At 72.6% G+C, this 12,217-nt stretch carries 10 protein-coding genes and 1 pseudogene; 2 read left to right on the forward strand and 9 right to left on the reverse strand.

What is annotated here, in order from left to right; all coding sequences use genetic code 11:
* Window positions 1–9: 9 nt before the first annotated feature.
* The 3 genes from ACNYC2_RS28820 to ACNYC2_RS28830 form a co-directional block, all read right to left on the reverse strand.
* Complete coding sequence (locus tag ACNYC2_RS28820) at window positions 10–747, reverse strand: VOC family protein (protein ID WP_419705016.1); 738 nt, start codon at window positions 745–747, stop codon at window positions 10–12.
* Window positions 748–905: 158 nt separating this feature from the next.
* On the reverse strand, window positions 906–1,967 hold the full coding sequence (locus ACNYC2_RS28825) for a low molecular weight phosphatase family protein (RefSeq protein ID WP_419705017.1): 1,062 nt from the start codon (window positions 1,965–1,967) through the stop codon (window positions 906–908).
* 42 nt (window positions 1,968–2,009) lie between these two features.
* Window positions 2,010–2,369 (reverse strand): ArsR/SmtB family transcription factor, encoded by a 360-nt coding sequence (locus ACNYC2_RS28830; RefSeq protein ID WP_419705018.1) that lies wholly within the window; start codon window positions 2,367–2,369, stop codon window positions 2,010–2,012.
* Between the two features lie 101 nt (window positions 2,370–2,470).
* On the opposite strand from ACNYC2_RS28830, the gene ACNYC2_RS28835 reads away from it, so the two are divergent.
* Complete coding sequence (locus tag ACNYC2_RS28835) at window positions 2,471–4,021, forward strand: FAD-dependent oxidoreductase (RefSeq protein ID WP_419705019.1); 1,551 nt, start codon at window positions 2,471–2,473, stop codon at window positions 4,019–4,021.
* A 114-nt stretch (window positions 4,022–4,135) separates the two neighbouring features.
* Here ACNYC2_RS28835 and ACNYC2_RS28840 read toward each other — a convergent pair whose 3' ends face one another.
* From ACNYC2_RS28840 to ACNYC2_RS28865, 6 genes and pseudogenes are all read right to left on the reverse strand, one after another.
* The gene (locus tag ACNYC2_RS28840) at window positions 4,136–4,837 is read right to left on the reverse strand and encodes an aquaporin (protein ID WP_419707922.1); all 702 of its coding nucleotides are present in this window, start codon (window positions 4,835–4,837) and stop codon (window positions 4,136–4,138) included.
* 44 nt (window positions 4,838–4,881) lie between these two features.
* Entirely contained in the window at window positions 4,882–5,328 is a 447-nt protein-coding gene (locus ACNYC2_RS28845; protein ID WP_419707923.1) for an arsenate reductase ArsC, read from the reverse strand.
* A gap of 45 nt (window positions 5,329–5,373) precedes the next feature.
* Window positions 5,374–7,059: pseudogene (locus ACNYC2_RS28850) on the reverse strand (FAD-dependent oxidoreductase); the annotation flags it as partial.
* On the reverse strand, window positions 7,056–8,123 hold the full coding sequence (locus ACNYC2_RS28855) for a metalloregulator ArsR/SmtB family transcription factor (protein ID WP_419705020.1): 1,068 nt from the start codon (window positions 8,121–8,123) through the stop codon (window positions 7,056–7,058). The pseudogene ACNYC2_RS28850 and the gene ACNYC2_RS28855, both read right to left, overlap by 4 nt.
* Window positions 8,124–8,163: 40 nt before the next feature.
* Window positions 8,164–9,225 (reverse strand): glycoside hydrolase family 5 protein, encoded by a 1,062-nt coding sequence (locus ACNYC2_RS28860; protein WP_419705021.1) that lies wholly within the window; start codon window positions 9,223–9,225, stop codon window positions 8,164–8,166.
* Between the two features lie 101 nt (window positions 9,226–9,326).
* On the reverse strand, window positions 9,327–10,715 hold the full coding sequence (locus tag ACNYC2_RS28865; protein ID WP_419705022.1) for an NAD(P)/FAD-dependent oxidoreductase: 1,389 nt from the start codon (window positions 10,713–10,715) through the stop codon (window positions 9,327–9,329).
* Between the two features lie 143 nt (window positions 10,716–10,858).
* Between ACNYC2_RS28865 and ACNYC2_RS28870 the strand changes: the two genes are divergently transcribed.
* Window positions 10,859–12,166 (forward strand): amino acid permease, encoded by a 1,308-nt coding sequence (locus tag ACNYC2_RS28870; RefSeq protein WP_419707924.1) that lies wholly within the window; start codon window positions 10,859–10,861, stop codon window positions 12,164–12,166.
* Window positions 12,167–12,217: the final 51 nt, after the last annotated feature.

Raw genomic sequence — 12,217 nt, forward strand, 5'->3', positions numbered from 1 at the left:
ACCAGTGAGTCAGTGCACCAGGCAGAACGGGTGACCCGCCGGGTCGGCGAACACCCGGAACCCTTCCTCGTGGCTGGGAAGACGCGTCGCGCCCAGGGCGAGGACCGCCGCCTCGCCGGCGTCGAGGTCGGGCACCTCGATGTCGAGGTGGAGCTGCTGCGGGTACGCGGGATCGGGCCACCGCGGCGCGTTGTACCCCTCCACCGACTGGAAGAGCAGCGGCTTGGGACCGCCCAGCATGGCGACCCCGTCCGCGTCGTAGGTGACCGGCTCGCCCACCACGCCCGACCAGAACTGGGCGAGCTGCGACGCGTCAGGACAGTCGAAGGTCGCGCCCATGACGGTGACGCCCTCCGCCTCCTCCTTGAGGCAGATGTCGAACGGGTGCCCCGCCGGGTCGGCGAGCGTGATCCACTGCTCGCCCTCCCGCAGTACGGTGGCCCCGAGCTCGACCGCGCGGGCGCTCGCGGATGCCAGGTCCGCCGCGTAGAGATCGAGGTGCGCCTGCTGGGGGTGCTCCTGGCCCGGCCACTGCGGCGGCACGAGGTTGGGCGCCAGCTGGAACGCGAGACCCCAGCGGTCAGGGGTCACGACGGTGATCCAGTCGTCGTCCGCCTTCGACACGGTGCCGGCCGTCAGCGCCTTCCAGAAGTCCGCCTCGGCAGTGAGGTTCGGGACGTCCAGGACGACGGAGTCCAGGGTGCCGACTCCGTCAGGAGCGGGCACGGCAGAAGTTGGTGCGGTCATTGACTCAGCCCTTCAAGAGGTCGTCTCACGGAGAGTGGTTCGCTCCTCCACCATGCACCGAGCCACTGACACTCCCCACCGGGCCACCCCGCGGTTATCCACAACCCGTTATCCACAGGCGTCGTCCACAGGCCTGTGAACAGGTTGGCGGTCCCCGGCTACCGGGCCTTCCGCTGACCCTTCACGCCCAGCACGGTCGCGACGGCGGACCACGGCCGCCGGGCAGCACGCGGCAGCCGGCCGCGCGGTGTCCACGCCGGTGAGCCGTCGAGCGATACTGCCGCGTCCGCGGCGTCGATCTCCGCGAGCAGCGCCCGGACCCGGGCGGTGATGTCGTCGACGATCCGCTCCACCTCCTCGATCGGGCGGCCCGCGGGGTCGTCGAGCGGCCAGTCGAGGTAGCGGCGTCCCGGGTAGACGGGGCAGGAGTCACCGCAGCCCATCGTGACGATGACGCCGGAGGCACGCACTATGTCGTCCGTGAGCTCGCGCGGGAACTCGATGAGCCCGTCGAGGCCGCGGCGGGCCAGGACCGTCTCGGTCATCGGGTCGGGCTCGGCCACGGGCCTCGTCCCGGCGGTGCGCACGCGGATGCGGTCACCCGCGAGGCGTCGGGTGACCGCCGCCGCGATCTGGGACCGGCCGGTGTTGTGGACGCAGACGAAGAGCACGTCCCGCGGGGAGCCGTGCGTCACCTCGGTCATCGCGGCGAGGCGGTCGGTCGCGAGCCATGCGGCCAGCGCGGGCAGGTGCCCGGGCGACCCGATCCGGCGGCTCAGCGAGGAGTAGCACTCGCGGACGAGACGATGCACGGTTCCCGCGCCCGCGTTCGCGGCGAACCCGGCGGTCAGGGTCTCGACCACCCGGTCGAGCAGCGCCTCGTGGTCGTGCACGTCGAGTGCCGCTTCGCCCGGGTGCCGGGGCGCCGCGAGGGCCGCCGCGCCGAACCGCGCGATCCCTCGCGACGACGCCCGGTACGAGGGCACCGGCCCCACGACGGCGACCAGGCCGACCGCCACCAGCGCGTCGAGATCCTGCTCCACGTCCGCGACGGCCGGTACGTCGACCGCGTCTCGCGGCGCGTCGGACGCGGCGTACCGCGCCAGGTCCTCGGCGGTTGCGCGGCCCGCCGGATGCGTGAGCATGCGGGCAAGCAGGCGCAACCGTTCGGGGTTCGCCATCGTCAGCCTCTGCGCGGAGCGCAGTTCGTCCGGGGTCATGATCTCTCCTTGGCGCGGTGTGGCCGGGCGCCAGGAGCGAGGCTACCTCGCGGCTTCGCTGAGCAGAGCACCCAGCCTGTCGAGCGAACCGGGTACCACCGAGTAGTAGGCCCACTTGCCGCGCTGCTCACGGGCGAGCAGTCCGGCGTCGACCAGGATCTTGAGGTGGTGGCTCACGGTGGGCTGGCTCAGGCCGACGGGCTCGGTGAGATCGCAGACACAGGCCTCGCCGCCGTCGTGCGCCGCGACGATCGAGAGCAGCCGCACGCGGGTGGGGTCGCCGAGCGCCTTGAAGGAGCGGGCGAGGTCGGCGGCGGCGGCGGGGTCGGCAGCCTCGCGCACGAGCGGCGCACAGCAGGTGCCGGACGTGGGAGCAGCCGGTGCGAGCGCGATCGTCGTCATGCCCCCCATCTTGCCACGCATTGAAGTTTATGGATATGTTCGCCATGACACATCGAGACTCTTCGATACGACCAGGGCTGACAGAGACGATGGTGACTGGAATGACCACAGCGCAGAACCTGCCGGTCGTAGTGATCGGCGCCGGACCCGTCGGCCTCGCGGCCGCGGCACACCTCGCCGAGCGCGGGCTGGAACCCCTCGTGCTCGAGGCCGGGGACGGCCCCGGCGCCGCCGTCGCGCGCTGGGGTCACGTACGCCTCTTCTCGCCGTGGCGGTACGACGTCGACGCCGCGGCCCGCCGCCTGCTCACCGGCGGCGCGAGCACGGGCACCGCGAGCACGGGCACCGCGAGCACGGGCTCCGGGCACTGGACCGAACCCGACCTGGACGCACTGCCCACGGGTACCGAGCTCGTCGAGCGGTACCTCGCACCCCTGGCCGAGGCGCTCGTCGAGCGTGCGGGCGCGCGGATCCGCTACGGGACGCGGGTGCTCGCCGTGACCAGGGACGGCGCCGACCGCTCCCGCTCGCTGGGGCGTGAGCGCCTGCCGTACCTGCTCCGGGTCGACGGCGGCCCCGCCGGCGTCGAGGAGATCCGGGCACAGGCGGTGATCGACGCGTCCGGTACGTACGAGCAGCCGAACCCGCTGGGCACGTCCGGCCTGCCGACGCTGGGCGAACCGGAGTCGGGGAGCTTTCTCGTGGGTGGCCTGCCCGACGTGCTCGACCGCGACCGCGAACGGTTCGCCGGCCGGCACACCCTCGTGGTCGGCATGGGGCACTCGGCGGCGAACACCCTGCTGAGCCTCGTCGAGCTCGCCGAGCGGGCGCCAGGCACCCGGATCACCTGGGCCATCCGCGGCGGGTCCCCGCGCCGCCTGTACGGCGGCGGGTCCGGCGACGACCTCCCGGCGCGCGGCCTGCTCGGCACGCGCCTGCGGGACGCGGTGGAGGCGGGCCGCATCGAGCTGCTCACCCGCGTCGCGATCGACCGCCTGGAGCCGTCGCCCGACGGCGCGGGCGACACCGTGCGGGTCCTCGGTTCGGCACGTCGGGACGGCGACGACGGCGCGCTCGACCTGACCGTCCACAACGTCGCGGCGGCCACCGGCTTCCGCCCGGACCTGGCGATGCTGCGCGAGGTGCGCCTCGACCTCGACCCCGTGGTGGAGGCACCGCGGCAGATCGCGTCGCTCATCGACCCGAACTTCCACTCGTGCGGCACGGTCCCCGCGCACGGCGAGGCCCAGCTGGCCCAGCCGGACGCCGGGTTCTACCTGGTCGGCATGAAGTCCTACGGCCGGGCCCCGACGTTCCTCCTCGCCACCGGCTACGAGCAGGTCCGCTCCGTCGCCGCGGCGCTCGCGGGCGACCGGGCGGCGGCTGACGCCGTCGAGCTGAACCTCCCGGCGACCGGCGTCTGCTCGTCCGACCTCGCGCTGGCCGCCGACGCGGACGGCGTGGTCTCGTCCGAGGGCCTCGCCGCTTCCGGGCAGGGCTCGTGCTGCGGCACCTCGGCAGGTCCCCAGCAGGTCTCGATAGGGCTCGCGCCGGCCGAGGCGGCGGGGGCGGATGCCGCTCCCGCCGCCCCGGTACCGGCGGGACCGGTCGGGTTCAGCACCGGCGTCGTGCACGGCCGCTCGGGCGACTGACGGAAGGTCCGCTTCCACCACACGGTTATGCACGCTTTTCGGCCAGAAGGCAGGCGCAATCGTGTGGTGGAAGCGGACCTGCGACCTGACGCGCCCCGCCGATCCGGAAGCTGCCTATCTCGGCGGAGACACGGCGCAGGTCGGGTACAGGACGGCCGCCAGCGCGACGCCGACCGCTCCACCGACCAGCTGCGCCAGCACGAACGGCAGCACCGAACCCGGGGCGATCCCCGCGAAGGTGTCGCTGAACATGCGGCCGACGGTGACCGCTGGGTTGGCGAACGACGTCGAGCTGGTGAACCAGTAGGCCGCACCGATGTAGGCACCCACCGCGGGGGCGATCAGCACGTCACGGCCGGTGCGAAGCAGGCTGAGGATCACGAGCACGAGGCCGGCCGTCGCGACCACCTCGGCGAGGAGCGTCGCGCCCGACACCCGGTGAGCGGTCGCGATCGCCGTCGGCTCGCCGAACATCGCGTTGGCGAGCACCGCGCCGCCGATCCCGCCCGTGACCTGCGCGCCGACGTAGGCGGCCACGTCGCCGAGGCGCGCCCCGGCCGGGGCGCGCCGTCCGAGCACCCAGTCCACGAGCGTCACCACCGGGTTGAGATGCGCCCCGCTCAGCGGGCCGAGCACGGCGATCAGCACGGCCAGACCGAGCGTGGTGGCGATCGAGTTCTCCAGCAGCTGCAGCCCGACGTCGTCGGGCGACAGGTCCGCGGCGGCGATCCCGGAGCCGACGACGGTCACGACCAGCAGCCCCGTCCCGAGGAGCTCACCGAACGCCCGGCGCCACACCGACGCCCCCGCACTCACGGGCGCCCGCACGGGTGTGCCGGACGGCGCAGCGACCGGCGCGCTCACGCGACGGGCTGCACGCCGAGCTCGGCGAGGAGGCCGCGGACCCGGCGCTCGATCTCGTCGCGGATGGGCCGGACGGCGTCGAGGCCCTGCCCCGCCGGGTCGTCGAGCTCCCAGTCCTGGTAGTTCTTGCCCGGATAGAAGGGGCACGCGTCGCCGCAGCCCATGGTGATGACGGCGTCCGACGCCTCTACCGCCTCGTTCGTCAGGATCTTGGGCCTCTCGTCGCGGATGTCGATGCCCACCTCGAGCATGGCCTCCACGGCCGTCGGATTGATCTGGTCGGCGGGCATCGACCCGGCCGAGCGCACCTCGACGGCGCCGTCGGACAGCGCCCGGAGGAAGCCGGCGGCCATCTGCGAGCGGCCCGCGTTGTGCACGCAGACGAAGAGGGCGGACGGCTTGGCGGACGGCGGGGCGGCGTCCGGCGTAGTGGTCTCGGGCATGCGGTTCTCCTGGTGGTTCGGTCGAAGGTTGAGCTGGTAGTTCTGGTTGCCGCCCGAAAGGTTCGCGACGTCCGCGAAGCCGAGGTTGCGCAGCAAGTTCTGCCCTGCGTTCCCGGTGACACCCTTGTTGCAGTAGGTCAGCGTGGGCAGCGCCGGGTCGAGCTCGCCCGACCGCCGCCGTAGCTCCGCCAACGGGATGTGTACGGAGTCGGGCACGGCGGACTTCGCGCGGTCCTTCGCGGAGCGCACGTCCACCACCTGGATCCGCTCGCCGTCGGCCCGACGCCGGTCCAGCTCGGCCGGCGTGACGAGCGGCGCCTGTCCGTGGATCGCGTTGGTCAGCGCCATCCCGGTGTAGTGGACCGGGTCCTTGGTGGTGGCGTAGGTGGGGGAGTAGGCGAGGTCGAGGTGGAACAGGTCGGCGACGTCGGCACCGAAGGTGATCGCCGTGGCCAGCACGTCGATGCGCTTGTCCGCTCCCGACGCCCCGATGGCCTGCGCGCCCAGGAGCCGTCCGGTGGCCCGGTCGGCGACCGCCTTGACGACCAGGGGCCTGCCGCCCAGGTACTCCGGCCGGTCGGGCTTGATGTTGTGCAGCACTTCGACGTCGTATCCCGCGGCGCGCGCCTGCGCCTCGGTGAACCCGGTCTGGGCGACACCGACGTCGAAGACCCGGACGATCGACGTCCCGAGGATGCCGCGGTGCTCCAGCGGGCCGCCCGTCATCGCGTCGCCCGCGATGCGGCCCATCTTGTTCGCCGTCGAACCCAGCGGCACCCAGACGGGCTCGCCGGTGATGACGTGGAACGACTCGGCGACGTCGCCGACGGCCCACACGTGCTCGACGCTGGTGCGCAGCCGCCGGTCGACGGCGATCGCGCCGGTCGGACCGATCCGTACGCCTGCCTGCTCGGCCAGCTCGGTGTTCGGCCGGACGCCCACCGAGACGATCACCAGCTCGGCGTCCAGGTGTCCGCCCGCCACGTCGACGTCCACCCCGGTCACGCCGCCGTCGTCGGACGTGATGCCGGTGACCTTCGTGGACAGCAGCAGGTCGCCGCCGCGCTCGCGGACGTGCTTGCGGACCTCGTCGTCGACCCGGGCGGACATGTCCGCGTCCATGCGGGGCATGGTGTGCTCGGCCGCCTCGACCACCGTCACCGCGAGGCCGCGGGCGGTGAGCTGCTCGGTCATCTCCAGCCCGATGTAGCCGCCTCCGACGACCACCGCGCGCCGTACCGGCCTGCCCCGGGACCCGCCGTCCTCGATCCAGGCCCGGATCGCGCGGGCGTCGGTGGGGGTGCGCACGGAGAACACGCCTGTCGAGCCGGCACCAGGGACGGGCGGTACGACGGCGCGGACGCCGGTCGCGAGCACCAGCTCGTCGTAGGTGTCCACGAAGGTGCGGCCGGTGGTCAGGTCCCGCACGGTGACGGTGCGGGCCTCGGCGTCGACGGCGGTCACCTCGTGCCCGGTGCGCACGTCGACGTCGTACCGGGCCTTGAACCACGCCGGGTCGCGCGGGGTGAGCTCGTCGATGTCGTCGACCTCGCCCCCGACGAAGTAGGGCAGGCCGCAGCCGGAGTAGGAGATGTCGTGGTCGCGCTCGTAGACGGTGATCCGCGCGGCCTCGGTGTTGCGCCGGGCCTTCGCGGCGGCCGACGTGCCGGCGGCCACCGAGCCGACGATGACGATCTTCAGCGGGGCGTCCGGCTGGTGCGGGGCGTTCATCGGGTTCCTTCGCTCGTCGGGTTTCCGGCGGCAACGTCCAGAGAGGCGAGCAGCCCACGTACGCGCCGGTCCAGCTCGTCGCGGATCGCTGCGACGCCGGCCGGGGAGGCGAGCGCGGGGTCGCCGACCGTCCAGTCCTCGTACCGCGTGTCGGGCAGCACCGGGCAGACGTCGCCGCAGCCCATGGTCACGACGACGTCGGCGGCGCGGACCGCGTCGTCGGTGAGGGGTTTCGGGTAGAAGGGGGCATCAACACTGCCGACGGCGCCCGTGCCGGCCGGGTCACCGAGCCCGTCGAGGAGTCCGCGCACAGCGGCGTGCACATCGCTCGCGGGTGCGGAACCCGCCGACCGGACCACCACCCGGTCGCCCGCGTAGTGCTGCAGGAGCGCCGCGGCGAGCTGCGAACGTCCGGCGTTGGCCACGCAGACGAACAGCACCTGCGGCTTGCGCGCGCGGTCCGCCGTCTGTGCCCGCTCGGCGTCGACGATGCGCTGGCGTGCGAACTGCTCGGTGAGCGGCACGAGGTGGGCGGCGTTCCCGCCGCGCCGGGCGAGCGCCGCGTACGACTCCCGGACCACGCGGTAGCACTCGCGCTCAGGGGTCGCGGTGAATCGCTCGGCGAGCGAGGCCGCTATGCGGTCGAGGGCGGGGTCGACGTTGTCGAGCCCGGCCGGCTCACCCCGCGACGCTTCCGCGTGTGCGCCGTGCACCTCGACGGCGGCCGGGGCGAACCGGTCCAGGAGCGTGGTGACCGCGCCCCGGTAGGCCGGGGCGATGCGGTACCAGACCCAGGTACCGCGGCGGTCCGCCGTGAGCAGGCCGACCTCGCGCAGCACCTTGAGGTGGTGCGAGACGGTGGGCTGGGAGACGGCGGTCAGCGTGGCCAGGTCGCCCGCCGTCGTCTCGCCGGTGGGCGAGGTGGCGATCGCCGAGAGCATGCGCAGCCGCAGGGGGTCGGCGATCGCCTTGAGCGTCGCGGCGAGATCGGCGGCGGCATCAGCGCCAATGGCGTGTGCCGCGGCTGACGTGACGGGGCCTGCGGCGTCGTCCTGTATCGACACGCTTCTATGTTGACATCTGTCGATACAGGACGCAAGACCCTCAGGACGAGACGTCCGCGAACACGCGCGCCCGCACCGACGTCTCCGCGAGCCCGTCCGGCCCGGTGATGACCCGGTTGCCCCACGCCGTCCGCTGCGCCGGGTCGAAGCCCGTCACCATGTCCAGGTACTCGACCCCGCCGCCGTTGCCGCTCCAGGACCACGCGAACCAGCCGATCCCCTGCGACCGGGTGTACGACATGATCGTGTCCTCGTCGGGGTTGCCGTCGGAGTGGTCGTGCCCGAACTCGCCCACGATGATCGGCAGGCCCCGGCTCGTGAAGGCGTCGAGGTAGGACGTGACCTCGGCCGCGGTGTCGTACACGCCGTACATGTGCACGGAGAACACGGTGTTGCCGTCCGGGTCGGCCGCGAGGACGTCCGCCGCGGAGTCCCGCATGATGCCCTGCCAGTCCTGGCCCCAGGACGGCGCGTCCACGACGATCGTGTGCTCGAACCCGGCGTCGCGCAGGCGCTGGATCGCCGCGGAGGTGTCGGCGGCCCAGCTCGCGTTGACCGCCGCGTTGTTGCCGTAGGGCTCGTTGCCGATGTTGATGAGCACGCGGTCCTCGGTGCCCCGCAGCGTGGGCAGCAACGAGATCCAGTAGCTGGCGGCGGTGTCGAGGGTGCTTGCGGCGGCCTCCTCGCCGTAGCCGGTCGTGTCGTGGTCCTCTAGGACGCAGATCAGCCGGTTTCCTTCGCACAGGCTGACGACTCCTCCGACGTCGGCCGGCTCGTTGCGGTTCCAGCGGGTCCCGTCGCTGAGGACCACCCGTACCGAGTTGGCGCCGGCCTCGGCGATGTCGGCGAACGAGCCGGTCTCCGAGGCGTACCAGGTGTGGGCGTGGCTGACGCCGCGCAGCAGCAGGGGCGAGCCGTCGCTCTCGACGAGCTGCCCGCCGGAGACGTGGATACCGACGGCGTCCGCCCCGCCGGCGTCGGCACCGCCGTCGGGGGCCGCGGGCGTCGCTGCGCCTGCCGACTGGGCGAGCAGCGGGACGAGCAGCAGGCCGAACATCGCGGCCGTCGCGGTACCGGAGATGGTCGCGCGGGTGGGTCTCATGGTGCCTCCCCTTCGAGGTGTACATCGATTACGGCCCTCGAAGGGTCTCCCGCGCGCCTGCGGGAGAAACAGGAAGCGAAACGCTTAAGCCGGGCCCGGGTTCAGGCCTCGGGCACCGACGGCGTCCCCGGCTTGGGCGGTCGCACCGTCGGCACGTCGCCCACGATCGGGATCGGACGCCGGTGGAACGGGAACCCGTAGCGCGTCGCCAGGCCCGCGAGCGTCGTGACGCGGTTACGCGGTCCGACCAGCGACATGATGTGCACGAACAGCCAGACCAGCCACGCCATGCCCTTGGTGATCCGCAGGGACTTGCCGCCCGGCAGGTTGATCTCGGCGATCGCGGCGCGCCGGCCGATCACCGCCATCGTGCCCTTGTCGACGTAGCGCAGCTCCTGCAGGGGCCGATCCTCGAGGAGCGCCCTGATGTTGCGGCCGACCACGGTGCCGCCCTGGATCGCGGGCTGGGCCAGCTGCGGCAGGTCCGACGGCGAGACCGCGATGTCGCCCGCCGCGAAGACGCCGGGCAGCCCCTCGACCTGCATGTCCTCGCCGACCTTGATGCGGCCGTACTCGTCCTGCGGCAGGCCCCAGTCGGCGACCTCCTCGTGCGGGTGCACACCCGCGGACCAGACGGTGAGGTCGGCGTGGATGCGCTTGCCGTCGGTGAGCACCACCGCGTCCCGCTCGACGGCGGCGACGCCCGCGCCCAGGTGCAGCGAGACCCCGCGCCGTGCCAGCTCCTTGGCGGCGTAGGTGCGCAGCTTGGGCGCGAACGCCTTGAGGATCTCGCCACCGCGCTGCACGATCTTGACCTCGAACGCGTCGCCGTGGATCTCGGGGTAGGCGGGTGCCAGGCCGGCGGTCCGCAGCTCGGCGAGCGCGCCGGCCACCTCGACCCCGGTGGCCCCGCCACCCACGACGACGACCCGCAGACCGTCGTCGAGCCGCTTGGACTTCGCCGCCTTCTCCAGGCGGATGAAGAGGTTGTCGCGGATCCGCAACGCCTGCGACCGCGAGTACATCGGGAACGCGAACTCCTTGGCGCCCGGCGTCCCGAAGAAGTTGGTGGTCACGCCCGCCGTCACCACGAGGTAGTCGTAGCTGACCCAGTGGTCGTTCAGGAGGCGGATCTTCTTCGCCTGGTGGTCCGCCTCCACGAGGTGCTCGTGGACCACGTGCACGTTCTTCTGCTTGAGCCGCATCCCGCGCAGGAAGTAGGTGACGTCGCCGGCGTTCAGCCCACCCGTCGCCACCTGGTAGAGCAGCGGCTGGAACGTGTTGTAGACCCGGCGGTCGATCAGCGTGATCCGCACCGGCGCGTCCCGCAGCGCCTTCACGACGGCCATGCCGGCGAATCCGCCGCCGATCACCACCACGTGGGGCAGCGGTTCCGGGTGCCCTTCCAGGGGTGTCTCGAGGCCGTAGTCCTCGTTCTCGACGGAGCGGGCCTCACCAGCGTGCACGGGGGTATGTGCGGAGTCGGTCACGCCCCAAAGTCTCTCACCGGATGGGCCACTCACATCCGCTGTGGACCGGCACCCGGTCGCTCGGGTTACCGTGGTCGGTCGTGAGCACCACCGACGAACTGCACCAGCAGCTGGCCCACGGACTGCGACCCCGGCACCTGACGATGATGGGCCTGGGTTCCGCCATCGGAGCCGGCCTGTTCCTCGGTTCGGGTCTCGGCATCGCCGCCGCCGGGCCCGCCGTCCTCCTCAGCTACGCGATAGCGGGCGCCATAGTGGTGCTCGTCATGCGGATGCTCGCGGAGATGGCCTCCGCCCTCCCGTCGAGCGGGTCCTTCTCCGTCTACGCGGAGGCCGCGCTCGGCCGCTGGGCCGGGTTCCTGCTGGGCTGGCTGTACTGGTTCACCATCGTCATGGTGCTCGGCGTCGAGGTGACCGGCGTGGCCGGGATCGTGCACGGCTGGTGGCCCGCAGTACCGCAGTGGGCGGTCGCCGCCGCCGTCGTCGCGGTGTTCGGCGCGATCAACCTCGTCGGCGTGCGCCAGTTCGGCGAGGCCGAGTTCTGGTTCGCGACCATCAAGGTCGCGGCGATCGTCGGGTTCCTGGTGCTGGGCGTGCTCATCGTGACCGGCGTCGTGCCCGTGGCGGGCAGCGCCCTGGGGGACTGGGCCGCGCACGGCGGCTTCGCGCCCGCCGGCCTGCCCGGTATCGCGGCCGGCCTGCTCACCGTGGTGTTCGCGTTCGGGGGCATCGAGATCGTCACGATCGCGGCGGCCGAGGCGCGGGACCCGCAGTCCGCGGTGGCGACCGCCACCCGCACGATCCTCTGGCGCATCCTGTTCTTCTACGTGGGCTCCGTCGCGATCATGGTCGCCCTGATTCCCTGGACCGACGCCGCCCGCCTCGAGTCGCCGTTCGTGTCGGTGCTGGAGATGGCCGGGTTCGACGGCGCCGCCCGGCTCATGGAGGTCGTGGTGGTGCTCGCGCTCCTGAGCGCCTTCAACGCCAACGTCTACGCGACGTCCCGCATGCTGTTCTCGCTCGGCGGGCGCGGTGACGCACCCGTGGTCGCGACCCAGGTCTCGCGCCGCGACGTGCCGTGGGTGGCGGTGCTGGTCTCCGTGTTCTTCGGCGTCGTCGCGGTGCTGCTCAACTACCTGCTGCCCGAGTCGCTGCTCGGGGTGCTCCTCAACGCCGTCGGCTCGGCGCTGCTCGTGGTGTGGCTGCTGATCGTCGTCTCGCAGCTGCGGTTGCGACCCCGTCTGGAGGCCGAGGCCGCCGCGCGGGGCGAGAAGCTGCGCCTGCGTGCCTGGGGTTACCCGTGGCTCTCCTGGGTGACGCTCGTGGCGCTCGTCGCGGTGGTGGGCCTCATGCTGTCCGACGCCGCCGCCCGGCCGCAGATCGCCGCGACCACCGGCCTGGTCGCCGTGATCCTGGTGGTCTACGCGATCGCACGGGCCGTGCGGCAGTAGGCGTTCAGCAGACCGTCACCGGGGGTCCATCCGCCGGTCGGACGGCCGCCA

The sequence above is a fragment of the Promicromonospora sp. NFX87 genome, assembly GCF_048564965.1.
Classification (GTDB): Bacteria; Actinomycetota; Actinomycetes; order Actinomycetales; family Cellulomonadaceae; genus Promicromonospora.

Bases quoted from the DNA above. Each gene is read 5' to 3' on its own strand.
- ACNYC2_RS28870 (WP_419707924.1), top strand. From the start codon at position 10,859: ATGATGGGCCTGGGTTCCGCCATCGGAGCCGGCCTGTTCCTCGGTTCG.
- ACNYC2_RS28860 (WP_419705021.1), bottom strand. From the start codon at position 9,225: ATGAGACCCACCCGCGCGACCATCTCCGGTACCGCGACGGCCGCGATG.
- ACNYC2_RS28825 (WP_419705017.1), bottom strand. From the start codon at position 1,967: ATGACCCCGGACGAACTGCGCTCCGCGCAGAGGCTGACGATGGCGAAC.
- ACNYC2_RS28830 (WP_419705018.1), bottom strand. From the start codon at position 2,369: ATGACGACGATCGCGCTCGCACCGGCTGCTCCCACGTCCGGCACCTGC.
- ACNYC2_RS28845 (WP_419707923.1), bottom strand. From the start codon at position 5,328: ATGCCCGAGACCACTACGCCGGACGCCGCCCCGCCGTCCGCCAAGCCG.
- ACNYC2_RS28835 (WP_419705019.1), top strand. From the start codon at position 2,471: ATGACCACAGCGCAGAACCTGCCGGTCGTAGTGATCGGCGCCGGACCC.
- ACNYC2_RS28820 (WP_419705016.1), bottom strand. From the start codon at position 747: ATGACCGCACCAACTTCTGCCGTGCCCGCTCCTGACGGAGTCGGCACC.